A 21,498-nucleotide genomic window follows, 5' to 3' on the forward strand; every position below is an offset into this window, starting at 1 on the left:
AACGACGTGACGGACCGTCCGCATGCAGGCCCCGCGGGCCCATCTCATGCGGGCGGGCTTCTAGACACTTCGGCGGAGCTTGTCAACGAAACGGCGAGCCTGTGGATACCCGGCAAGGCCACTGGACGATCAGCGGCCGGCACTGGCCATGGCGCGTTTTTCGCGCCGACGCTGCACGGAAGACGGGATATTCATGCCTTCCCGGTATTTTGCGACCGTCCGGCGGGCGATATCGACGCCGCTCGCCTTCAACTGATCGACAATCGCATCGTCGGAAAGCACGTCCTCGGACTTCTCCTCGTCGATCATCTGGCGGATACGATCGCGCACCGCCTCGGAGGAATGCGCCTCGCCGCCCTCCGCCGAAGCGATGGAAGCGGTGAAAAAATAGCGCAGCTCGAAGACCCCGCGCGGCGTCAGCATGTATTTGTTGCTGGTCACCCGGCTGACGGTGGATTCATGCATGCCGATGGCGTCCGCCACCATGCGCAGGTTGAGCGGTTTGAGATGCCGCACGCCATGGGCGAGAAACGCGTCCTGCTGGCGCACGATCTCCGTCGCCACCTTGAGGATCGTCTTCGCCCGCTGGTCAAGGCTGCGCGTCAGCCAGTTGGCGTTCTGCAGGCAGTCGGAAAGGAAGTCTTTCTCGAGCTGGTTCTTGGTGTGGCTGGAAACATGGGCGAAATAGATCTGGTCGACCAGAACCCGCGGCAGCGTGTCCTGATTCAATTCGATGGTCCAGCTGCCGTCATTTGCCGTCCTCACCTCCACGTCAGCCACGATCGCATCGCTGGCGCCGCCGGAGAACACCGTGCCCGGACGGGGATCGAGCGCCTGGATTTCCGCCAGCATATCAAGAAGATCATCCTCATCGACGCCGCAGAGGCGCTTGAGCGTATGAAAATCGCGGCGCGCCAGAAGCTCGAGATTGGCAACGAGCGTTTTCATGGCCGGATCCAGCCGGTCCCGCACAGCCAGTTGCAGCGACAGGCACTCCGCCAGGTCGCGCGCAAAGAGTCCGGCCGGCTCGAAGGTCTGGCAAACGGCCAAAACCCTGTCGACGGAAGCCATGTCCGCGCCCAGCCGGTCGACGACCTCCTGTGTCTCGCTGCGCAGATAACCTGCCTCGTCCAGCCCATCCGCCAGTTCAGCGGCGATCAGACGGTCGGCCGGCTGGACGAAGCCCAGCGCGATCTGCTCGGCCACGTGGTCCCGCAGGGTCGTCCTGACCGCGGCCATGTTTTCCATGGCGAAGCCGTCGGAGGCGGGGCCATTGCCGGTGGGAGCCGACTTCCATTGCGCCGAAAGATCGGGGCCCAGCCTTTCGCTAACGCCCGGATCGTCCGGGAAAAGGTTTTCCAGGGATGAATCGAGTTTTTCTGAGATTGCCTCGGAAGACCAGGCCATCTCCCCTTCGAACCAGTCTCCTTCAGCAGCCGCGCTCGCATCGGTATCGGCCGCTTTCAGGGCTTGGTCGCTGGCGGCGTCGTCCTGAGGGTCGGCGCGCTCGATGAGCGGATTGCGCTCGATCTCTTCGTCGATGAAGCGTTCCAGCTCCGCATGCGTGAACTGCAGCAGCCGAATCGACTGCATCAGCTGCGGCGTCATCACCAGCGACTGCGATTGCCTCAACTGTAGTTTGGCGGTCAGCGCCATGGCCTTGGATCAACGCCCTTCACGCAAAAAACTTCTGCCCGGCATAGAAACTGGCCCGGCTTTTGCTTGTCAAGGCAAATAGCGCCGCCGAAGGCGGTTCCGACCGCGGGAGAACCGAAAAGCAGCAGCGATTTTGGACGGGGAGCGCCAGCATGGCGCATTCACGGGAAGCGACGGATAGCGGGTTCAGCTGCTCAGAGCGTGAAGCCTTCGCCGAGATAGAGGCGGCGCACATCGGGATTGGCCACCACTTCCTCGGCCTTGCCGTGGGTCAGCACCTCGCCGGCATGGATGATGTAGGCCCGGTCGATCAGGCCGAGCGTCTCGCGTACATTGTGGTCGGTGATCAGAACGCCGATTCCGCGTTGCGTGAGATGACGCACGAGTTGCTGGATATCGGCCACGGCAATTGGGTCGATGCCGGCAAACGGCTCGTCCAGAAGCATGTAGTTGGGCCGGCTTGCCAGAGCCCGGGCGATTTCCAGACGCCGCCTTTCGCCACCAGACAGCGACAGCGATGGCGCCTTGCGCAAATGGCTGATGTGGAATTCCTCGAGCAGAGCGTCGAGGCTTTTTTCGCGTTCCTTGCGGCTCTTTTCCACCACTTCCAGCACGGCGCGAATGTTCTGTTCGACATTCAGCCCGCGAAAGATCGAGGTTTCCTGCGGTAGATAGCCGATCCCGAGCCGGGCGCGGCGGTACATGGGCATGGAAGTCACATCGAAACCGTCGATCTCGATCGTGCCCTCATCCACCGGCACCAGTCCGGTGACCATGTAGAAGCATGTGGTTTTGCCGGCGCCATTCGGACCGAGCAAGCCCACCGCCTCGCCGGCGCGCACACCAAATGAGACGCCGCTGACGACCTTGCGGCCCTTGTAGCTCTTGGTGAGCCCCTTGGCGATCAGGGTGCCCTTGAACTTGGCGCTTATGGCGGAATCCGAGGCCGGCGCGGCCGCGCCTTTCGAACTCCTGGATAGGAATCGCGGCAATGCAGTCACGGCCATCAGGGCTTCTGTGAACCCGGCGTGATCGACATCATGACGCGGCCGCCCGAACCGGCCTTCGCGCAGCCATCGACCTGGGCGAGCCCGGTTTTCATCTGCACCGTCAGCTTGCAGCCGACCAGCACGTTGGGGCCTTCGGAGAGCACGACCTTCGTACCGGACAGGACAAGCACCTGGCTTTTCATGTCGAAGGTGCCGCGATCGCCGGTGGCGACCTGTGTATCCGACTTGATGTAGACCTTGTTATCGACCTCGAGGTGATCGATGTTGGCCGACCCGGTGGCAGCCGAGCCACCGTCCTTGGCGTAAAAGACTTTCATCGAGCCTGCCTTGAGCAGGGTCGGCCCCTGGACGACGCTGACATTGCCGGTGAATACGGCCACATTGTCCTCCTGCCGGACCTCCAGCTTGTCGCTTTCGATCTGGATCGGCTTGTCGCCGCTCAGCTTCAGGCCCGACATGGTGCTGTTGGCAGCGTTGGCATTCGCGCCGTCGGATTGTGCGAGCGCCGGTACGGCCCCTGCCAGCATCAAGGCCGTAGCCGCAGCGATAAGCCTGATCGAACTACTGGGCCGCATTCGTCTCTCCGCTTTGATTTTCGGCCGTCTTCAATTTGGCCGGATCGATGTTGACGCGCACCCGCTTCTCGAAAATCAGGATCTTGCCGTTGTTTTCCACCGACATCGTATCCGAACTGATGCGCGATCCGTCGCGGGTGATATCGACAGGATCATTTGTCTTCATATTGCCTTTGCCCATGTCAAGGAAGGCCGATTTCAGTTTGACCACCATGCCGTCATTGGTGCTGACCGTAACCGCGCTATCGAGATCGATAGTGTTGTTCTCGCGGTCGTAGATGCCGCGGGCAGCGTTGATCGTGGCCGTTGTCTTCTCGTCGATCGGCAGCTTGGCGTCGATGCCTTCGAGTTCGATGATGTTTTCCTTGGAAGCGTCCTGCACGGCCCTGATGGCATTCATGGAATAGGGCAGGTTCTGCTTGGTAAAGCCCTCAAGCTTTGGATTGGCCATCACAAGCTTGCCGTCGCTGAAAGCGCTGTTTTCCGTTTTGACCGGAACGGCGGCCGGCGCCACCATGTAGGAGTAGACCGGAAACGCGATGGCGATGATCGCGGCGGCCAACGGCAGCGCCAGCTTCAGGAACCGCACGCGCTGCGAATGCCGCTGGGCATTGCCGAAGGCAACCTCCAGCCCGGACGTGTCATTGGTCGTGGCAGTCACGTCCTGCTCCACATTCTTCGCTTTGGTCGGTCGCGCCAAAATCCAATCTTTCCGGCAATTCGCCGCGTCTATGTCGCCTACAGTTTGTGTTGCCGGGCCCTGCGAACAAGCACAACCCGAAGAAAGTCGCAAAAATATGTCTGCTTCGCTGCCTGAACGCCTGCGCGTTCGGCCAGCCTGCGCGAAACCTGACTGGCGAGACACGCTTTTCATGGTCGCGCGCGATCACAAACAGCCAGCCAAGGTTAATTTCCAGTGAACGCCCGCACGGCATTTCCGTCAAGACCACCTTCAAGACCGGCCTTTTCAGGAAAGCGGTGGCGAGCGGCTGGCGGTTGCTCTAAAAGCAGCAGCTTGCGCAGACACGAGGCTGTTATGACAATCAGAGCCGACGATTTGATCGACCGACGCCGCTTGCGGCGCAAACTCACCTTCTGGCGTGTGGCCGCGCTGGCTGTCGCTGCCGCCGGCGTCCTCGCCTTGGCGCTCTGGTTCTACCGAGAAGATATGGGCGGCTCGGCCGTCGATCATATCGCCAAGGTGAAGATCGAAGGCACGATCACCGAAGATGAGGAACTGATCGGGCGGTTGGAAAAAATCCGCGAATCGAAAAGCGTCAAGGGCGTCATCCTGACTATCGATTCGCCCGGCGGCACCACCGCGGGCGGTGAATCGATCTATGACGAGGTGCGCAAGCTCGCCGGCGAAAAGCCGGTCGTCGCCCAGGTTGGCACGCTTGCCGCTTCGGCAGGCTACATGATCGCCAGCGCCGCCGACCATATCGTCGCGCGCAAATCCTCGATTGTCGGCTCGATCGGCGTCCTCATCCAGTTTCCCGACGTGACGGGCCTGATGGAAAAGGTCGGCGTCAAGCTGGAAGAAGTGAAGTCGTCGCCGCTGAAGGCGGAACCCTCGCCTTTCAACCCGACGACGGATGAGGAACGCGACATGGTTCGCAAGCTCATTCTCGACAGCTACGACTGGTTCGTCGGCATCGTCGCCGAGCGGCGGTCGATGACGCGGCCGCAGGTGCTGGCGCTGGCCGACGGTTCCATCTTCACCGGCAGGCAGGCGCTCACCAACAAATTGATCGATGCCGTCGGCGGCGAGCAGGAAGCCATCGACTGGCTGGCGACCAAAGGCGTCGACGAAAAGCTGAAGGTGGTCGAATGGAAGAATACGGAGAGCCGCGGCGGCTTCCTTTTCTCGAAGGCGCTGACCCAGACAATCGCCAAGGCTCTCGGCTTGCCCGAATACAGCGGTGACCTGGCGCGCGAACTTGGCATGGATCGCTTGTTCCTTGACGGTCTCGTCTCGGTCTGGCACCCTTGAATTCCGTTCGATAGAATGAAAAACCGAATAAAATCATCCTCCTAATTTTGACTTCATCGTTTTCACGGGGAACGTCGGCATGATCAAATCCGAGCTTGTGCAAATCATTGCGACACGCAATCCACACCTGTTTCTGCGCGACGTGGAGAATATCGTCGGCGCCATTTTCGACGAGATTACCGATGCCCTTGCCGATGGAAATCGTGTCGAATTGCGGGGCTTCGGCGCCTTTTCGGTCAAGAACCGGCCAGCGCGCACCGGCCGCAATCCGCGCACCGGCGAATCGGTCGAGGTCGAGGAGAAGTGGGTGCCGTTCTTCAAGACCGGCAAGGAATTGCGCGAGCGGCTGAACGGCGGCAAATAACGCCGCCAATCGCCGCCCCCAACCGGAAACGCAGCCCGGACAACGCTACCATGTTCAACCGCTTCCTGCTGATCGTCGTCTTCGTGCCGCTGGCGGTCATCCTGATCGCGCTGGCGGTGGCGAACCGGGAGCTGGTTGCCTTCACCATCGATCCGTTCAATCCCGGTAATCCGGCCCTCACCGTAACCCTGCCGCTGTTCATCTTCCTGTTCGCCGCGATTGCGCTCGGCATGGTCATCGGCAGCATGGCGACCTGGATCCGGCAGGGGCGCTACCGCAAGCTGGCGCGCCAGCGCGGCGTTGAGGCCGAAAACCTGCGCCAGGCAGTCGCCGCCCGTCCACCGGTGGCGCAGGGACCGGCCTTGCCCAAGCCGAACGGACCATAGGCGCGCGCTTGCACGACGGATTATCCTGATGCTGACCATTTCGGCCGCCGAGGTCGACCGGGCGCTGACGTTTCCGGGCCTGGTCGAAACCCTGCGCTCCGCCTTCCGCGAGGGAGCGGTGCAGCCCGTCCGGCACCATCATGCGATCGAGCGCCCGCCCGGATCCGGCTCGACGCTTCTGCTGATGCCGGCATGGACTGATTTCGACAATGCCGAAGCATCAAAGGACGGCCATATAGGGGTCAAGATCGTCACCGTCTCGCCAGACAACAATGCAGTCGGAAAGCCGGCGGTGATGGGTCTCTATTTGCTGCTGAACGGCGCGACAGGCGAACCGCAGGCGCTGATCGACGGCCAGAGGCTGACGCAGTGGCGCACGGCCTGCGCTTCGGCGCTGGCCGCCGACTATCTGGCGCGCGAGGATGCCTCGCGGCTGCTTGTGATCGGCGCCGGCGCGCTGGCGCCCTTTCTCGCCAGAGCTCACGCCGCGATGCGGCCGATCACCTCCATTCATATCTGGAACCGCACGCCGGCCAATGCGGAAAAGATCGTCGATGACCTGCGGGCTGACGGGTTTTCAGCCGAGGTTGCGACGAATCTCGAGGCCGAACTGGCCGGGGCCGACATCGTCTCCTCCGCGACCATTTCGGCAACCCCCCTCGTCAGGGGCGCGCTGCTCAAGCCCGGCGCGCATGTCGATCTGGTCGGCGGTTTCACGCCGGCGATGCGCGAGGCGGATGACGATGCGATCCGCCGCGCCCGCGTATATGTCGATACCCGCGCCGGAGCCACCAGGGAAGCCGGCGACATCGTCCAGCCTCTCGCTTCCGGAGTGCTTGCACCGGAGGCGATCGTCGCCGATCTGGCCGAATTGGCGCGTGGCGAGAAAAAGGGACGGGAAAGCGGCGCCGAGATAACGCTGTTCAAATCTGTCGGCGCGGCCCTTGAAGACCTCGCCGCGGGCATTGCCGTCTATGAGGCTCTCAGATAGATGCAGCCTGACGGCGCGGCTTCACAAGCCGACCGCGCACCGACCGATGTCACGTCCCTGGAGCACTCTCATGAACCGCAATGGTCTTTATGCCGTGATCGGCGCGCTGATTGTCGCGGTCATCGCGCTCGGCATCTATGTCTACCGGGAAGAACAAAAACCTGAAGGCGTCGAGTTGAAAATCGACGACAGCGGCATCTCGATTCAGAAAAACTGACGGCCGGGCCGCTCAGGAGGCGGTCAAACACGTCCTTCAGCGTTTTGGATCAGCTTATTGGGATTCGCTTGCCGGCCGGTTTGGCAGGGCCCCGCCATAGGCATCCCGACTGATAGGGGATTGCGCCCGATCCCTCAAAAGACCTGTGATCCGCGCAAAGCTCGAGAAGGACTTACGAACCTCCTCGGCGCTCATCTGGCCATTCATGGCCGCGGCGCAGCAGTTCACGGCGCATAGATAAACAGGGCCCCGCCTGCCTACCGGCCAATTCCTCAGGAAAACAGTTGCTTCGGCGACACTGTCGATTTCCTGGACAGGGTGACCGGAGCCGAGTGAAACCCGCACCGGCGAGAAGAACTGCAGGCGATCCATAGGCAAGGCCTCCCGAAGTTTTTATTTTTAAGAGACAACCCTATTAAACTCTCAAAACGACAGCCAGTTCCACAAAATTTTCAGAAAGATTAAACGGCAACCGAGCGACGGCCCGCCTTTGCGGGCGAGCCGTCGGGACATGGAGGGACATGTCCGTGATCCTAATGGAAAAGGATCGCCCGGCAGAACGTCGAGCCGGCGCAGCAGTTCCATGGCAGTGGAAAGAATCTTCGACGGCTGAGGCCTCGGCGGGCTTAACCCGCCCTTAAACCGCCGCATCTACTCTTCACCCGGAACGCCATCGGGACAGGGATGTAGCGCGCGCATGGCGAACCGCAGGGACAGACGCATCGAGCCGAGCTTCGACGGTCCTTCAAGGACTGGTTCGTCGAGCGGCTTTTCGGTGCGGGAGGAGGACCGCGTCGTGCCGTCAAATCGGAAATCTCCCGCCAAGCGCAAGAAATCCAAGGCCCGGTCTTCCCGTCGTGGCAGCAGCAGGCGCGGATTGTTCGGTCTGTTCGGCCGATTGTTCTACTGGTGCTTCGTGCTCGCCATCTGGGGCGGCATCGCCGCCGCCGGTATCGTCGTCTACTATGGCGCGAAAATGCCGGCCGCCACGACATGGTCGATCCCCGACCGCTCCCCCAACATCAAGATCGTTTCAGTCGATGGCCAGCTGATCGCCAACCGCGGCATGAGTGGCGGCGAGGCTGTCGGTCTGCATGAAATGTCGCCCTACATCCCCCAAGCGGTCATCGCCATCGAGGACCGGCGGTTTTATTCGCATTTCGGCATCGACCCGATCGGCCTGACCCGGGCCATGGTCACGAACGTCATGGGAGCACGCTTCACCCAGGGCGGCTCGACGCTGACCCAGCAATTGGCCAAGAACCTGTTCCTGAAGCCCGACCGCACCGTGGAACGCAAGGTCCAGGAAGTGCTGCTCGCCCTTTGGCTGGAGCAGAAGCACACCAAGGACCAGATCCTCGAAATGTATCTCAACCGGGTCTATTTCGGTTCGGGCGCCTATGGTGTCGAAGCCGCTTCCCGCCGCTATTTCGGCAAGAGCGCGCGCGACGTGACGCTGGCCGAAGCCGCACTTCTGGCAGGTCTGCTGAAGGCCCCATCGCGCCTGTCGCCGGCCCGCGATCCCAAGGCTGCCGAGGAGCGCGCCCAGCTCGTCCTCGCAGCCATGAAGGACGAAGGCATGGTCAGCGACAAGGAACTGGCCCGCGCCATGAGTGCGCCGGCGACGCGCGCCGCTTCCTACTGGACGGGGTCCGAGAACTACGTCGCCGACACGGTTATGGAAGAACTGCCCGACCTTATCGGCGATGTGCGCAGCGACATCGTCGTCGATACGACGGTGGATCTCAACCTGCAGAAGCTCGCCGAGGATTCCATCCGTCGGCTGATCGACGAGAAGGGCAAGAAACTCGACGTCAGCCAGGGCGCGCTGGTGTCGATCGACAATTCCGGCGCCGTGCGCGCCATGGTCGGTGGCTATGATTATTCCACCAGCCAGTTCGACCGCGCCTCGGAAGCCCGCCGCCAGCCCGGTTCCGCCTTCAAGCCATTCGTCTACATGGCCGCGCTGGAGGCAGGCCGCACCCCAGACAGCGTCCGCAACGACGCGCCGATCAAGATCGGCAAATGGACGCCGGCGAATTTCGACGGCAAGTATTTCGGCAAGGTCACGCTGGCGACGGCGCTGGCCAAGTCGCTGAACTCGGTCGCGGCGCAACTGACGATGGAAGTCGGGCCGGATGCCGTGGTCGAGGCCGCGCATCGCATGGGCATCCAGTCCGACCTGCAGAACAACACGTCGATCGCGCTCGGCACCTCGGAGGTCACGCCGCTGGAGCTGACCTCCGCCTATGTGCCCTTCGCCAATGGCGGCTACCGGCCTGAAATCCATTTCATCCGCCGCGTGACGACGACCGAGGGCAAGCTGCTCTACGCCAATGACGGCGGCAGCGCGCCACGCGTCGTGCGGCCGGAAGTGGTCGGCATGATGAATTCGATGATGACCGGCACGGTCGAGATCGGCACCGCCCGGAAAGCCGCTTTCGGCTGGCCTTCGGCCGGCAAGACCGGCACCAGCCAGAATTCCCGCGATGCCTGGTTCGTCGGCTATACCGCCAACCTCACCACCGGCGTCTGGTTCGGCAACGATGACGGCAAGCCGATGAAGCGCGTTACCGGCGGCGCGTTGCCCGCGCAGGCCTGGCATGAATTCATGATGGCGGCGCACAAGGGCGTGCCTGTCGCGCCGCTGCCGGGAACCTGGAAATCGTCGCCGCCCGCCGACACCATCGTGCGCAGCGACCCCTCCGGCAAGCTGCCGCCGGCAATGGTCCCGCAGGCGGATGTCGGCGCGCAGCAGGATGCGGCAGCACAGCCGCGCCGCGCCCCAAGACCCGCGCGCTCGGTCGATGGCGGCGGTTTCGGTATGCCTGATGACGATGAGCCGACCGCCTCGATCAACCGGCCAGTGCCACCCGGCGACGTCGGCGGACCGCTGAAGAAGCGGCAGACCTCGATCCTCGACATCCTGTCGGGCGGCTGAGGCCTCGCATCTGAGGGCATAACGGCTCGGACGCCGTTCAGGAAGAACCTGCTCGTGTCAGTGGCAGGTCTGGTTACCGCCGCACGCTTCCGCTACATGTCATCGCTGGAGACAGCGATGACGCAGACCGACACCAGAAAGACGATCGTGCTGACCGGCGCCAGCCGTGGCATCGGCCATGCGACAGTCAAGCGCTTCTCCCGCGAGGGCTGGCGGGTCATCACCTGTTCGCGGCAGGCATTCGCCGACAATTGCCCGTGGCCGGCCGGTCCGGAGGATCACATCAAGGTCGACCTCGCCGACCCCGAAGATGTTGGCGTCGCGGTTTCAGAGATACGTCATCGGCTTGAGGTCAATGGCGGCCAGCTTCACGCCCTCGTCAACAATGCCGGCATTTCGCCGAAGCTGAAGGACGGCAACAGCCGCATGGACTCCATCGACACGCCCATGCATGTCTGGCGCGATGTGTTTCAGGTGAATTTCTTTGCCCCGATCATGCTCGCACGCGGGCTGTTCAAGGAACTTGCGACGGCAAAGGGTTCTATCGTCAATGTCACCTCGATCGCCGGTACCCGCGTGCATCCTTTCGCCGGCACCGCCTATGCGACCTCCAAGGCGGCGCTGGGTTCGCTGACCCGCGAGATGGCGCATGATTTCGGCCCGCACGGTATTCGCGTCAACGCCATCGCTCCCGGTGAGATCGACACGGCCATCCTGTCGCCTGGCACCGACAAGATCGTCGAGACCATCCCGTTGCGGCGGCTCGGCGCGACGGCCGAAGTCGCCGACATCATCTATTTCCTGTGCTCCGAGCAGGCTTCTTATGTGACCGGCTCGGAAATCCATATCAATGGCGGCCAGCACGTATAGCCAACGCTGGCTGGCCTCAAAGACTAGGCTGTGAGCGACGTCTGCGGGACTCCAGGCCTGTCCCCCTCGCCCACGAGCGCCGGCTCGGCCCTGCCGCTCAGCACCGTCTCGACGATGCCGCGCGCGATTTCGCGCTCGCCCATGATCACCGTATCCGCCCCGAGCCCGGTCAGATGCTCGACCTCGGCATCGGAATGCGCCCGCGCAATGACTGAAATCGCCGGGTTGGCGGCACGCGCGCGCAGAATGATCTGGCCGGCCTCGAATGCGTTCGGTATGGCCAGAATCAGCCGCTCGGCGCGCGCGGCGTTGGCGGCGGCGAAAACATCGCCCCGCGCGGCGTTTCCGGAAACGGTTTCTATTCCCGCGAGCTTCAACTGCGCCAGCACCTTGTCCGCGTCCTCGATGACGAGGAATGGCCGTCCGGCCAGCTTCAGCGCCGTCCCCACCAGACCGCCCACACGGCCATAGCCGATCAGGATCGTATGGCCGGAAAGGTTCGTCGCCGGCGGCGGACCGTCCTCGGACAGCTTGGCCGAAGCGGCTGTTGCGGCGACCATGCCGGGTGCGGTCGCCGGCCCCGTGGGCCTTGCCGCGGCCTCTGGTTCTTTCGCGGGGGCGCGGCTTTCCAGCCATGGTTTCAGGCGGTCGATGGCGGCGAACATCACCGGATTGAGGACGATGGAGAGGATTGCGCCGGCCAGGATCAGGTCGCGGCCTTCTTCCGGCAGCAGATTGAGGCCAACCCCGAGCTCGGCAAGGATGAAAGAGAATTCGCCGATCTGCGCCAGGCTGGCGGAGATCACCAGCGCGGTCGCCGGCGGGTGGCCGAAAGCCAGCACGATCAGGAATGCCGCCGCCGATTTGCCGATCACGATGATGAACAGCGTCGCCAGGATGGGCGCCGGGTGCGCCAGCAAGCTGGTCGGATCGAACAACATGCCGACGGAGACGAAAAACAGCACGGAAAAGGCATCGCGCAGTGGCAGAGACTCTTCCGCGGCGCGATGGCTGAGCTCGGACTCGCTCATGATCATGCCGGCGAAGAAAGCGCCCAGCGCCAGTGAAACGCCGAACAGATGGGCTGCGCCGAAGGCGACTCCGAGCGCGATCGCCAGCACCGCAAGCCGGAAAAGCTCGCGCGAGCCTGTATGCGCGACATAGTGCAGGATCCATGGAATGACCCGGCGTCCGACGACCAGCATCACCACGACGAACGCGGCAACTTTCAGCAACGTCAGGCCGACTACGCCCCAGATGCCGTAATCCGCGGGCAGCGAAAACAGCCCACCCGTGGCATGCGCGGCGTCCGCTTCCTGCCCGCCCAGCACTCCCGCCAGCGCCGGCAGCAGCACCAGCGCCAGAACCATGGCGAGATCTTCGACGATCAGCCAGCCGACCGCGATGCGGCCGCGCTCGGTCTCGATCAGCCGCCGCTCCTGCAGCGCGCGTAAAAGCACCACGGTGGATGCGACGGAAAGCGCCAGTCCGAAAACCAGCCCTGCGCCCATCGTCCACCCAAGCAGCCAGGCTAGGCCAGCGCCAAGCGCCGTCGCGAAGGCGATCTGCACGACAGCGCCCGGCACCGCGATAGCCCGAACGGAAAGCAAATCCTTTAACGAAAAATGCAGGCCGACGCCGAACATCAGCAGGATCACGCCGATCTCGGCCAGCTCCAGCGCCAGCCCCTGGTCGGCGACGAAGCCGGGCGTGTTGGGGCCCACCAGCATGCCAGCGATGAGATAGCCCACCAGCGGCGGCATGCGGAACCGGTTTGCGATCGCGCCGAAGACGAATGCCAGCCCCAGACCGGCGACTATTGTGGCGATAAGGGGCGTGTCATGCGGCATTGTCTATGGAGCGCCTTTCAAAATACTGATGTGGGATGCGCAACGGAACCCCGCCGCTCCCGCCAATATGGTAGACGGTGCGGGGGGCGCGCAACCCTTGAAAGACGTTAAACTTGAGGGTTTTGCTAGAATTTAAGCCGATACGGTGGCTGTTTCGGCTTCACGCCGCCTTGAGGACCTGCTCGATATCCCAGACCGGCTGGTTGGTCAGCGTTTTGGCAATCTCCGCCTTGACCTTGTCGGAAACCTCCTTGTGCAGCTTCTTGCGCATTGCGCCCAGAACCTGCGGCGGCGCCACCAGTACGATCTCCTCGAACTCGCCGCGATGCGCCAGCTTGTAAAGGCGCTCCGCGATCTCTTCGCCGAAGCGCTCCTTGCTGAGGCGGTGCCAATCCGTCTCCTCATAGGCGCTGTTGTGTGATGAAGGTCCATCGCTGTGGCGGCCCGGCCGTTCGACACCCTGCTCGCGCGTGGCCGGATTTTCCTGCGTCATCTCGGTCGCCACCTTGAAATCGGGAAACCTGGCGTCGCCTTCGTTCTTCAGGAAGAGCGCCTTTTCGCCATCCGCCACGACCACCCAAAGTCCATGCTTCAGCACGATATTTTCCATGACAATTCCTTTCGAACGCTGCGCAACCCGCCTGGATCCCAACGTCGGCGCGAGCAGGAATGTTCCGCCCGAGTGCGCGGCGTTGGCGCAACGTGATGGGAAGGGACCAATTTAATCTACTAATCTAATAGAAATTAGCACCGCATGTTTTGGACTTCTCGTGGCTTAGCGCTAGAAACGCGTGGCTTGGCCTCACACGAGAGGGGATGAAAATCCACGACAGGCCGTGTTCTGGAATGTTTTTCTCCGTCTTTTTATGCAATCAGAAAATCGATTGCCTACACCGGAAGGGTGCGCGAGTGCGTTCCTTCTGCATGAAGACGCTTGCCGGTAGAACTGCTCGCCAGAACGAGATTTTGCAATGCAACATGAGTCCCAGGAAAAGCCCAGGCTGAACGCCTTCCCCATCTTCATGCGGGTTGAGGGAGAAATGGTGGCGATCGTCGGCAGCGGGGACGAAGCTCTGGCGAAAGCCCGGCTTCTCGGCCAGTCGAGCGCCAGCTTGCGGATCGTCGCCAAGAACGCTGAGCCGGCGCTTCTCGATTTCATTGCCGGGCACGACGCGACTCACGTGGCGGCTGACTATGCGCCCGAACATCTCGCAGGCGCGGTGATGGTGTTCGCCGCCACCGCCGACGAGACGCTGGACACAAGGATCGTCGCCGACGCGCGCCGCATGGGCATCCCGGTCAACGCGGTCGACCGGCCGGAACTCTGCGATTTCTTCACGCCCGCTCTGGTCAACCGCGCGCCGTTGGCAGTCGCCATCGGCACGGAAGGCGCTGGCCCGGTCCTGGCCCAGATGATCCGCGCGCGAATAGACCAGATGCTGTCGCCGTCGCTCGGCGCGCTGGCCGGACTCGCCGCCTCGTTCCGTGATGCCGCCGAAACGCTTTTGCCGAAGGGCAATCCTCGCCGCCGTTTCTGGTCGGATTTCTTCAGCGGGCCGACGGCGCGCGCCGTCGCTGCGGGAAACCTTTCGCTTGCGCATGACGTCGCGACCGAACTGCTCCTTTCCAGGACGCCTTCTGTGGGTCATATCGCGCTGGTCGGCGCAGGCCCCGGCGCGGAAGACCTGCTGACGTTGAGGGCGCAGCGCCTGCTCATGGATGCCGATGTCATCGTTTTCGACGCGCTGGTGCCGGAAGCGGTCGTCGCGATGGGCCGCCGCGATGCCGAGCGCATGCCGGTCGGCAAGCGCAAGGGCTGCCATTCCAAGAGCCAGTCCGAGATCAATACGCTGCTGGTCGCCCTTGGCCGCGAAGGCCGGCGTGTCGTCCGCCTGAAAAGCGGCGATCCGCTCGTCTTCGGCCGCGCCGGCGAGGAGATGGCCGCATTGCGCGACGCCGGCATTTCCTACGAGGTCGTGCCGGGCGTCACCGCGGCCTTCGCCGCCGCCGCGGATTTCGAACTGCCGCTGACGCTGCGCGGCGTCACCTCGTCGATGGTTTTCACCACCGGCCATGACTTGAAGGGCGGCACGCTGCCCGACTGGGCAAAGCTTGCCATTTCCGGCGCCACCGTTGCTGTCTATATGGGTCGTTCGGTTGCCGCCGAAGTCGCGGGGCGTCTGATCGAATCAGGCCTTTCGCCCGACACGGCGGTGGCGGTGGTCGAAAACGCCAGCCTGTCCAATCGCCGCCGCTTCCATGGCACGCTGGCCGATTTGCCCTCGCTGGAAGCGCGCCGCGATCTGAGCGGACCCGTCATGACCATCATCGGCGATGCTGTCGCCGGCGCAAATTTCGAGCGCTCCGAGGCGCTGGTCGCACAGAAGCCAACTGTATCCGGGCAGGACGAAGCCTTGGTCAGCGCCGCGGAAGGAAAAGCCCGATGAAGATCCTCACCGGAAACCGCCTGACAGACGGCGAAGCTGTCTGGTATGGCAACGGCGCCTGGCTGGAAACCATCGACAAGGCCGATCTAGCCGACGACAAGGCGGCCGAGGAAAGGCTGGAGGCCATCGGCGCCGCCGCGCTCGCCAACAATGTCGCCATCGACATCAATCTGGTCGATGTAAACGTGGTGGACGGTGTCATCGAGCCGCTGCGCCTGCGTGAAAGAATCCGTGCCGCCGGCCCAACCAATCGCCTCGATCTCGGCAAGCAAGCGGATCATGGATCCGTGCCTGCAGCCTAGAAAGACAAGCCAGCGGGCGGACGCGCCCGGAAAGACGAAACGCAATGTACCGATACGATGAATTCGACCATGAATTTGTGAAGGCCCGGGTCGCCCAGTTCAGCGACCAGGTCCAGCGCCGCCTTGTCGGCGAGATCACCGAAGACCAGTTCCGGCCGCTGCGGCTGATGAACGGTGTCTATCTGCAGTTGCACGCCTATATGCTGCGCATCGCAGTGCCCTACGGCACACTGAATTCGAAGCAGCTGCGTATGCTCGGCCATATCGCCCGCAAATATGACAAGGGCTACGGCCATTTCACCACGCGCCAGAACATCCAGTTCAACTGGCCGGCGCTCTCGGATATGCCGGCCATCCTCACCGACCTGGCCAGCGTCGAGATGCACGCCATCCAGACGAGCGGCAACTGCATCCGCAACGTCACCGCCGATCATTTCGCCGGCGCCGCCGCCGACGAAGTCGCCGATCCTCGCCCCTATGCGGAAATCCTGCGCCAGTGGTCATCGGTGCATCCGGAATTTTCCTACCTGCCGCGCAAGTTCAAGATTGCCGTTACCGGGGCGGAACGCGACCGCGCCGCAATCCAGACTCACGACATTGGCCTGCATCTTAAGAAGAATGCCGATGGCCAGCTTGGCTTCGCGGTCTATGTCGGGGGCGGCCAGGGCCGGACGCCGATGGTGGCGAAGAAAATTCGCGACTTCCTTCCGGAAGAGCACCTGCTGTCCTACTGCACCGCGATCCTGCGTGTTTACAACCTCTACGGGCGTCGCGACAACAAATACAAGGCGCGCATCAAGATCCTCGTCCACGAGACGGGGACTGAGGAAATCACCCGTCAGGTCGAGGCCGAGTGGGAAGCGCTCAAGGACGGCGAATTGAAGCTGCCCGAAGCCGACATCAAGGCCATCGACGCTTATTTCGCGCCGCCGGCGCTGCTCGACCGCCCCGAAGGCGACGATGCAGTGAAACTGGCGCGGCTCGATTCGCGCTCTTTCAGCGAATGGCTGGACCAGAACGCCGTCACCCACCGCCATCCCGACTATGCGGCGATAACGATATCTCTGAAGGGCATCGGCGAAGTCCCGGGCGACGCAACTGCCGAGCAGATGGAGGCAGTCGCAGACATTGCGGAGAAATATGCGTTCGATGAACTGCGCGTCAGCCATGAGCAGAACCTTATCCTGCCGCATGTGGCGCGCGCCGATCTCAAGGCTGTTTACGATGCTCTGGTCGAGATCGGGTTGGCGACGGCCAACTCGAATCTCATCACCGACATCATCGCCTGCCCCGGCCTCGATTATTGCGCGCTTGCCAACGCCCGCTCCATTTCGGTGGCGCAGGACATTTCACGGCGCTTCGCTTCGCTGGAGCGGCAGCGTGACATTGGCGAGTTGAAGCTCAAGATTTCCGGCTGCATCAATGCCTGCGGTCACCATCATGTCGGCCACATCGGCATCCTCGGCGTCGAGAAGAAGGGTTCCGAACTCTACCAGGTGACGCTGGGTGGTTCCGCCGACGAGAACACCAGCGTCGGCGATATCGTTGGACGCGGCTTCGAGCCGGAAGAGATTACCGACGCCATCGAGAAAATTGTCGATACCTACCTGGCGATCCGGCTCGATCCTTCCGAGAAGTTCATCGACACCTATCGCCGGATCGGCCTCGCACCGTTCAAGGAGGCGCTCTATGCTGGCGAAACCAAGGCCGCTTGACCGGATCGAATCCGCCGAGGCGGGAGCTGTCGCCCAGGCCGCCCAATTCGAGGCACTTTATGGGCATCTCGATGCGCGCGAGGTCATTGAACGCTCCGTGCGCGAGCTTTTCGCTGGCGAGATTGCCGCGGTATCCTCCTTCGGCGCCGATTCCGCCGTTTTGCTGCACCTGATTGCCGAGGTCGATCACAGCCTGCCGGTCCTCTTCCTCGATACGGGCAAGCATTTTGGCGAAACGCTCGAATATCGCGATGCGCTGGCGGCCGATCTCGGACTGGAGCATATCGAGGTGCTGACCCCCGACGACGCAGCACTGGCGCGCATCGATCCGACCGGCAAGCTGCACGAGACCGACACAGATGCCTGTTGCGACGTTCGCAAGGTGGAGCCTATGGCACGCGGCGTTGCGCCATATCGCGCCTGGTTTACGGGCCGCAAGCGCTTCCAGGCTTCGACCCGGGCCGCGCTTCCTGTCTTCGAGGCGGTTGGCCCGCGCATCCGCATCAATCCGCTGGCGAAATGGACCACCGCCGATCAGGCCGACTATATGCGCGCGCATGCGCTGCGCGAAAACCCGCTCGTCGCCTATGGCTATCTGTCCATCGGCTGCTTTCCCTGCACCGAGCCGGTCAAGCCCGGCGAAGATGCGCGCAGCGGACGCTGGGCCGGCCAGGCAAAGACGGAATGCGGCATCCATCTCTCAGGGCTGGAGCAGTCGCTGACCGGCCCGTCGCGTTGACAATTTGAACCTTGCGCCTGTCGTGGCCCTTCGAACGGCTGCGGCAGGCTGGAAACTTGCCAAAGAATAGGCCATATGCTCGCCCTCATGACCGACGCCAACGCTGAAACCAACGTGCCGCCCGCGCCGCGCCTATGGACGCAGGAGGGCTTTCGCGAGGATGAGTGGACACATGCCGAGGGCAGCGGAGCGCTTGCCGGGAACGGTCGTTTCATATTGCCTCTGGCGGCCTTTCTGGACCTGGATCCGCAGGTCCGCATCTCGGCGCGCGAGCGGCTCGGGGTGCAGTTGCAGCCTGGCGACGAACTTGGAAAGATCGTCGGCCTGCTCGATCAATTGTCCCTGGTTGCGCTGGCCTTCCCGGCTTTTACCGATGGCAGGTCCTTCTCAAAGGCGGAACTGTTGCGCAGCCGTCACGGCTTCACGGGCGCCGTGCGCGCCACCGGCCAGGTGCTGGTCGATCAGTTTCCGCACATGCTCCGCGTCGGTTTCGACGAGTTCGAAATCGTCAATCCGGTGTTGCTGAAGCGCTTGGAGGAAGGCCGCACTGACGGCTTGCCGCTTTATTATCAGCCGGCGGCGAAGCCTGCCGCTGCGGCGGGCAAATATTCCTGGCGCCGTAAACCCATCGGCTGACAGGTGTCGTCGAGTATGCGGCGACTTTGGTAACGGTCTGGTTGGGTTTGAAGAGCTGCTAGTCGCGGCGTGAATTGCTTTCCATGCCGTCGAGACGCTCAAGCAATTCCTGCAGATGGTCTGGAATGTCCGAAACCACCCTGAAGGACGGCATGACGCGAGCAAGATGCCTGCTCGTCTTGTCGCGTACCTGACGCCGAATTTCGGCGGCCACCTTGCTCCCCCTCTCATGTGTGTTGCCGTTCATTGTCTCTACCTCGTGGTTGGTTGGAGAACTCACCCAGCGGTAGAATCGTTCCCCTAATAGGCGACAAGCACAAGTCGGAAGCCGATTCACGGTAAAATTTGACTTAATTTGTAATCTGTTGCGAGTTCCATTCGTGGCGTTGGATTGACCCTCCATCCAGGCTTTACCCCTTGATTTTTGGCCTTCAAACATCGATATCGGGCGCAATCATTCAGTTTGTATGACAGACGGGAAACCGATGAGCGATCACGCGAAGGACGAAAGAACACTGGCTGAAGAGCAGGCGGTTGAAGATGCCGCTGAGCGCAGCGAAGGCGGTATCGACGGCGACTACGAGGCGCTTCTGCGGCTGATGAAGGAAAACGACGAGTTGAAGGACCGCGCTTTACGTGCGGCAGCCGAGATGGAAAACCTGCGCCGCCGCACCGCGCGCGACGTTCAGGACGCGCGGGCCTATGCCGTGGCCAATTTCGCCCGCGACATGCTGTCGGTATCCGACAATCTGCGGCGCGCCATCGATGCCATTCCGGAGGAGGCCAAGGCTTCCGGCGATGTGGGCTTCAAATCCCTGATTGAAGGCGTCGAGATCACCGAACGTTCCATGCTTTCGACACTGGAACGCCATGGCGTGAAAAAGCTGGATCCGCAGGGCGAGAAATTCGATCCGAACTTTCATCAGGCGATGTTCGAGGTGCCCAATCCAGAGGTTCCGGCGAACACCGTCGTTCAGGTCGTGCAGTCGGGCTATTCGATCGGCGACCGTGTTTTGCGGCCAGCCATGGTAGGCGTCGCCAAGGGCGGCCCCAAGCAGCCATCCACCGCATCGGTGGAGCCCGGCCCCGTCAACGAGCAAGCTGAAAAAGACGCGTAGAACGTCGGGGCATCCGCGCCGGCGCAATCATCCCACAACCCGGCTCGTACAACCCTTCAGCAATGCGCGCGGAAGCCCTTGACCACGAGGGGGACGGCGCGTTCCTATGGCGCGGTCGCACTCCGGCTGTCGGGCCCGCATGAACCTGATCACGCATCTGGACTATGCCGGCGTCGCCGTCTTCGCGGCGACCGGAGCGCTGGCCGCCTCGCGCAAGCAACTCGACATCATCGGCTTTCTGTTCCTCGCAAGCATCACCGGCATCGGCGGCGGCACGCTTCGCGACGTGATCCTGGACGTACCGGTTTTCTGGGTCGGCAACCGCGACTATGTGCTGATTTGCGCGGCTGTCGCAGTGATCGTGTTTTTCACCGCCCACCGGGTCGAATCCCGTTACAGGCTGCTGCTGTGGCTGGATGCCATCGGCATTTCCGCATTCGCGGTGATGGGCGCGTCCAAGGGCCTCGCCGTAACCGGCTCGCCCGCGGTTTCCATCATCATGGGCATGCTCACGGCCACCTTCGGCGGCATTCTGCGTGATCTTCTGGCCGGCGAACCGTCAGTGCTGCTCAAACCCGAGATTTATGTGAGCGCCACACTGGCAGGAGCCACGCTTTATACGCTGGGCGATGCGCTGGCCCTGCCCTCGCCGGTTTCGGGCGTCATCGGGTTTGCCGCCGCATTCCTGGTGCGGGGCGGAGCGCTGAAATTCGGCTGGTCGTTCCCGGCATACCGGAGCCGACCTGGCCGGCGTCCCGAGGATATTCCCTGACGCACGGCCCCCTATACGGCCAGCCGTGGGGTTTCCCCGCCATAGTAATTGACGTAGCGCGCGCCGATCTGCGCCACCGGCATCACGACATAGACATCCACCGTGGAAAACTCATCGTCGATGACGCAACCATCGCCGAAGCGCGCCCCGACCCGCAGATAGGCTTTTACCAGCGGCGGCATCGCCAGGATGGCCCGTTTGGCATCCACGGACTCGATCGGCATGAGGCTCATGGGATGATAACGGTCCGCTCTCGCCCGTACATGCCAGTCCGGCGCGGTACGGCAATGATGGTTCAGATAGGTGAGCGCTTCGGCATGTGCATCGGGAACCACACCCGAAAAAGCGGCGCAGCCGATCATCACATCGACATCATAGTGATTGATGTAGGCCCATATTCCCTGCCATAGCGCCTCGATGGTGCGTTTGGATCGGTATTCCGGCAGAACGCACGACCGTCCGAGCTCGAGGAAGCGCTTGCCCGGATGGCGCGCGATGAGATGGCAGATGTCGAATTCGTCTTCGGAATAGAATGCGCCGGCGGCAAATGCCGTTTCCTGCCTCAGCAGCCTGTATGTGCCGACGATGCGGCGGTGTTCCGGCCCGACCAGGCTCGTGTCGAACACCAGCAAGTGGTCGCACACGGGGTCGAATCGGTCGGCGTCGCGGCGGTCCATCGCGTGCAGGTCGTCCTTGCGCGCGCCCATCTCGTCGTAGAAGACACGATAGCGCACTTCCTGCGCCGCCGCGATTTCAGCCTCGTTGCGGGCCAGCCGCACCTCAAGATTGCCGATGCGCCCCAGACGCGAGCCGGCGGATATCTCGTCTATCTTCACCTGAGTAAGCACGGCGCCTTCCCGCTTGGACGACTGCTTGTTGGCATGGCTAGATCGTGAACTCGACGCATGAACGGTTC

Annotated in this window: 23 protein-coding genes; 14 read left to right on the forward strand and 9 right to left on the reverse strand. The window is 62.6% G+C overall.

Features of this window, described 5'->3' with window-relative positions; all coding sequences use genetic code 11:
• Positions 1-129: 129 nt before the first annotated feature.
• From rpoN to lptC, 4 genes are all read right to left on the reverse strand, one after another.
• Positions 130-1,656, reverse strand: a complete 1,527-nt coding sequence (gene rpoN, locus ASD44_RS11225) for an RNA polymerase factor sigma-54 (RefSeq protein ID WP_056111765.1) — start codon at positions 1,654-1,656, stop codon at positions 130-132.
• 194 nt (positions 1,657-1,850) lie between these two features.
• Positions 1,851-2,663 (reverse strand): LPS export ABC transporter ATP-binding protein, encoded by an 813-nt coding sequence (gene lptB / locus ASD44_RS11230; protein WP_056111768.1) that lies wholly within the window; start codon positions 2,661-2,663, stop codon positions 1,851-1,853.
• Complete coding sequence (locus ASD44_RS11235; RefSeq protein WP_056111771.1) at positions 2,663-3,241, reverse strand: LptA/OstA family protein; 579 nt, start codon at positions 3,239-3,241, stop codon at positions 2,663-2,665. The genes lptB and ASD44_RS11235 overlap by 1 nt, the downstream gene beginning before the upstream one ends.
• Positions 3,228-3,902, reverse strand: a complete 675-nt coding sequence (gene lptC, locus ASD44_RS11240; protein WP_244478762.1) for an LPS export ABC transporter periplasmic protein LptC — start codon at positions 3,900-3,902, stop codon at positions 3,228-3,230. The genes ASD44_RS11235 and lptC overlap by 14 nt, the downstream gene beginning before the upstream one ends.
• Before the next feature lie 375 nt (positions 3,903-4,277).
• Between lptC and sppA the strand changes: the two genes are divergently transcribed.
• The 5 genes from sppA to ASD44_RS18580 all read left to right on the forward strand — a co-directional run bounded on the left by sppA (position 4,278) and on the right by ASD44_RS18580 (position 7,192).
• Complete coding sequence (gene sppA, locus ASD44_RS11245) at positions 4,278-5,234, forward strand: signal peptide peptidase SppA (RefSeq protein ID WP_056111773.1); 957 nt, start codon at positions 4,278-4,280, stop codon at positions 5,232-5,234.
• 79 nt (positions 5,235-5,313) lie between these two features.
• On the forward strand, positions 5,314-5,598 hold the full coding sequence (locus tag ASD44_RS11250) for an integration host factor subunit beta (protein ID WP_056111776.1): 285 nt from the start codon (positions 5,314-5,316) through the stop codon (positions 5,596-5,598).
• Positions 5,599-5,648: 50 nt separating this feature from the next.
• Positions 5,649-5,984, forward strand: coding sequence for a hypothetical protein (locus ASD44_RS11255; RefSeq protein ID WP_056111782.1), 336 nt, complete (start codon positions 5,649-5,651; stop codon positions 5,982-5,984).
• Positions 5,985-6,012: 28 nt separating this feature from the next.
• On the forward strand, positions 6,013-6,975 hold the full coding sequence (locus ASD44_RS11260; RefSeq protein ID WP_056111785.1) for an ornithine cyclodeaminase family protein: 963 nt from the start codon (positions 6,013-6,015) through the stop codon (positions 6,973-6,975).
• A 70-nt stretch (positions 6,976-7,045) separates the two neighbouring features.
• Positions 7,046-7,192 (forward strand): hypothetical protein, encoded by a 147-nt coding sequence (locus ASD44_RS18580; protein WP_156459832.1) that lies wholly within the window; start codon positions 7,046-7,048, stop codon positions 7,190-7,192.
• A gap of 54 nt (positions 7,193-7,246) precedes the next feature.
• Here the strand turns inward: ASD44_RS18580 and ASD44_RS11265 are convergent, their stop codons facing one another.
• Complete coding sequence (locus ASD44_RS11265) at positions 7,247-7,564, reverse strand: DUF982 domain-containing protein (RefSeq protein ID WP_056111787.1); 318 nt, start codon at positions 7,562-7,564, stop codon at positions 7,247-7,249.
• A 325-nt stretch (positions 7,565-7,889) separates the two neighbouring features.
• Here ASD44_RS11265 and ASD44_RS11270 point away from each other — a divergent pair, with 325 nt between their 5' ends.
• Positions 7,890-10,133, forward strand: a complete 2,244-nt coding sequence (locus ASD44_RS11270; protein WP_056111789.1) for a transglycosylase domain-containing protein — start codon at positions 7,890-7,892, stop codon at positions 10,131-10,133.
• Positions 10,134-10,250: 117 nt separating this feature from the next.
• Positions 10,251-11,003, forward strand: coding sequence for an SDR family oxidoreductase (locus ASD44_RS11275; RefSeq protein WP_056115945.1), 753 nt, complete (start codon positions 10,251-10,253; stop codon positions 11,001-11,003).
• Positions 11,004-11,026: 23 nt separating this feature from the next.
• On the opposite strand, the gene ASD44_RS11280 is transcribed toward ASD44_RS11275, so the two are convergent.
• Together ASD44_RS11280 and ASD44_RS11285 are read right to left on the reverse strand one after the other, a co-directional pair.
• Positions 11,027-12,853, reverse strand: a complete 1,827-nt coding sequence (locus ASD44_RS11280; protein ID WP_056111792.1) for a cation:proton antiporter — start codon at positions 12,851-12,853, stop codon at positions 11,027-11,029.
• 160 nt (positions 12,854-13,013) lie between these two features.
• Positions 13,014-13,463, reverse strand: a complete 450-nt coding sequence (locus ASD44_RS11285) for a host attachment family protein (RefSeq protein ID WP_056111795.1) — start codon at positions 13,461-13,463, stop codon at positions 13,014-13,016.
• Between the two features lie 361 nt (positions 13,464-13,824).
• On the opposite strand from ASD44_RS11285, the gene cysG reads away from it, so the two are divergent.
• From cysG to ASD44_RS11310, 5 genes are all read left to right on the forward strand, one after another.
• Positions 13,825-15,300 carry a siroheme synthase CysG gene (cysG, locus tag ASD44_RS11290; RefSeq protein ID WP_056111798.1) on the forward strand — a complete coding sequence of 492 codons (1,476 nt, stop codon included), beginning with the start codon at positions 13,825-13,827 and terminating at the stop codon, positions 15,298-15,300.
• Positions 15,297-15,602, forward strand: a complete 306-nt coding sequence (locus tag ASD44_RS11295; RefSeq protein ID WP_056111801.1) for a DUF2849 domain-containing protein — start codon at positions 15,297-15,299, stop codon at positions 15,600-15,602. Before cysG ends, ASD44_RS11295 begins: the two co-directional genes overlap by 4 nt.
• Positions 15,603-15,646: 44 nt before the next feature.
• Complete coding sequence (locus ASD44_RS11300; RefSeq protein ID WP_056111805.1) at positions 15,647-17,317, forward strand: nitrite/sulfite reductase; 1,671 nt, start codon at positions 15,647-15,649, stop codon at positions 17,315-17,317.
• Entirely contained in the window at positions 17,292-18,056 is a 765-nt protein-coding gene (locus tag ASD44_RS11305) for a phosphoadenylyl-sulfate reductase (RefSeq protein ID WP_056111808.1), read from the forward strand. Before ASD44_RS11300 ends, ASD44_RS11305 begins: the two co-directional genes overlap by 26 nt.
• Before the next feature lie 75 nt (positions 18,057-18,131).
• Positions 18,132-18,692 carry a DUF934 domain-containing protein gene (locus ASD44_RS11310; RefSeq protein WP_244478763.1) on the forward strand — a complete coding sequence of 187 codons (561 nt, stop codon included), beginning with the start codon at positions 18,132-18,134 and terminating at the stop codon, positions 18,690-18,692.
• A gap of 58 nt (positions 18,693-18,750) precedes the next feature.
• Here the strand turns inward: ASD44_RS11310 and ASD44_RS11315 are convergent, their stop codons facing one another.
• On the reverse strand, positions 18,751-18,939 hold the full coding sequence (locus tag ASD44_RS11315) for a hypothetical protein (RefSeq protein WP_056111811.1): 189 nt from the start codon (positions 18,937-18,939) through the stop codon (positions 18,751-18,753).
• A gap of 220 nt (positions 18,940-19,159) precedes the next feature.
• On the opposite strand from ASD44_RS11315, the gene grpE reads away from it, so the two are divergent.
• Together grpE and ASD44_RS11325 are read left to right on the forward strand one after the other, a co-directional pair.
• Positions 19,160-19,810, forward strand: a complete 651-nt coding sequence (grpE, locus tag ASD44_RS11320; RefSeq protein ID WP_082542451.1) for a nucleotide exchange factor GrpE — start codon at positions 19,160-19,162, stop codon at positions 19,808-19,810.
• Between the two features lie 139 nt (positions 19,811-19,949).
• Positions 19,950-20,582 carry a trimeric intracellular cation channel family protein gene (locus tag ASD44_RS11325; protein WP_056111817.1) on the forward strand — a complete coding sequence of 211 codons (633 nt, stop codon included), beginning with the start codon at positions 19,950-19,952 and terminating at the stop codon, positions 20,580-20,582.
• Positions 20,583-20,593: 11 nt separating this feature from the next.
• Here the strand turns inward: ASD44_RS11325 and ASD44_RS11330 are convergent, their stop codons facing one another.
• A complete protein-coding gene (locus ASD44_RS11330; RefSeq protein WP_056111820.1) occupies positions 20,594-21,430 on the reverse strand; it encodes a GNAT family N-acetyltransferase in 837 nt (278 codons plus the stop codon).
• Between the last annotated feature and the right edge of the window lie 68 nt (positions 21,431-21,498).

It is taken from the genome of Mesorhizobium sp. Root554, assembly GCF_001427025.1.
GTDB lineage: Bacteria > Pseudomonadota > Alphaproteobacteria > Rhizobiales > Rhizobiaceae > Mesorhizobium.

Bases quoted from the DNA above. Each gene is read 5' to 3' on its own strand.
- rpoN (WP_056111765.1), bottom strand. From the start codon at position 1,656: ATGGCGCTGACCGCCAAACTACAGTTGAGGCAATCGCAGTCGCTGGTG.
- lptB (WP_056111768.1), bottom strand. From the start codon at position 2,663: ATGGCCGTGACTGCATTGCCGCGATTCCTATCCAGGAGTTCGAAAGGC.
- ASD44_RS11235 (WP_056111771.1), bottom strand. From the start codon at position 3,241: ATGCGGCCCAGTAGTTCGATCAGGCTTATCGCTGCGGCTACGGCCTTG.
- sppA (WP_056111773.1), top strand. From the start codon at position 4,278: ATGACAATCAGAGCCGACGATTTGATCGACCGACGCCGCTTGCGGCGC.
- ASD44_RS11250 (WP_056111776.1), top strand. From the start codon at position 5,314: ATGATCAAATCCGAGCTTGTGCAAATCATTGCGACACGCAATCCACAC.
- ASD44_RS11255 (WP_056111782.1), top strand. From the start codon at position 5,649: ATGTTCAACCGCTTCCTGCTGATCGTCGTCTTCGTGCCGCTGGCGGTC.
- ASD44_RS11260 (WP_056111785.1), top strand. From the start codon at position 6,013: ATGCTGACCATTTCGGCCGCCGAGGTCGACCGGGCGCTGACGTTTCCG.
- ASD44_RS18580 (WP_156459832.1), top strand. From the start codon at position 7,046: ATGAACCGCAATGGTCTTTATGCCGTGATCGGCGCGCTGATTGTCGCG.
- ASD44_RS11265 (WP_056111787.1), bottom strand. From the start codon at position 7,564: ATGGATCGCCTGCAGTTCTTCTCGCCGGTGCGGGTTTCACTCGGCTCC.
- ASD44_RS11270 (WP_056111789.1), top strand. From the start codon at position 7,890: ATGGCGAACCGCAGGGACAGACGCATCGAGCCGAGCTTCGACGGTCCT.
- ASD44_RS11275 (WP_056115945.1), top strand. From the start codon at position 10,251: ATGACGCAGACCGACACCAGAAAGACGATCGTGCTGACCGGCGCCAGC.
- ASD44_RS11280 (WP_056111792.1), bottom strand. From the start codon at position 12,853: ATGCCGCATGACACGCCCCTTATCGCCACAATAGTCGCCGGTCTGGGG.
- ASD44_RS11285 (WP_056111795.1), bottom strand. From the start codon at position 13,463: ATGGAAAATATCGTGCTGAAGCATGGACTTTGGGTGGTCGTGGCGGAT.
- cysG (WP_056111798.1), top strand. From the start codon at position 13,825: ATGCAACATGAGTCCCAGGAAAAGCCCAGGCTGAACGCCTTCCCCATC.
- ASD44_RS11295 (WP_056111801.1), top strand. From the start codon at position 15,297: ATGAAGATCCTCACCGGAAACCGCCTGACAGACGGCGAAGCTGTCTGG.
- ASD44_RS11300 (WP_056111805.1), top strand. From the start codon at position 15,647: ATGTACCGATACGATGAATTCGACCATGAATTTGTGAAGGCCCGGGTC.
- ASD44_RS11305 (WP_056111808.1), top strand. From the start codon at position 17,292: ATGCTGGCGAAACCAAGGCCGCTTGACCGGATCGAATCCGCCGAGGCG.
- ASD44_RS11310 (WP_244478763.1), top strand. From the start codon at position 18,132: ATGCTCGCCCTCATGACCGACGCCAACGCTGAAACCAACGTGCCGCCC.
- ASD44_RS11315 (WP_056111811.1), bottom strand. From the start codon at position 18,939: ATGAACGGCAACACACATGAGAGGGGGAGCAAGGTGGCCGCCGAAATT.
- grpE (WP_082542451.1), top strand. From the start codon at position 19,160: ATGACAGACGGGAAACCGATGAGCGATCACGCGAAGGACGAAAGAACA.
- ASD44_RS11325 (WP_056111817.1), top strand. From the start codon at position 19,950: ATGAACCTGATCACGCATCTGGACTATGCCGGCGTCGCCGTCTTCGCG.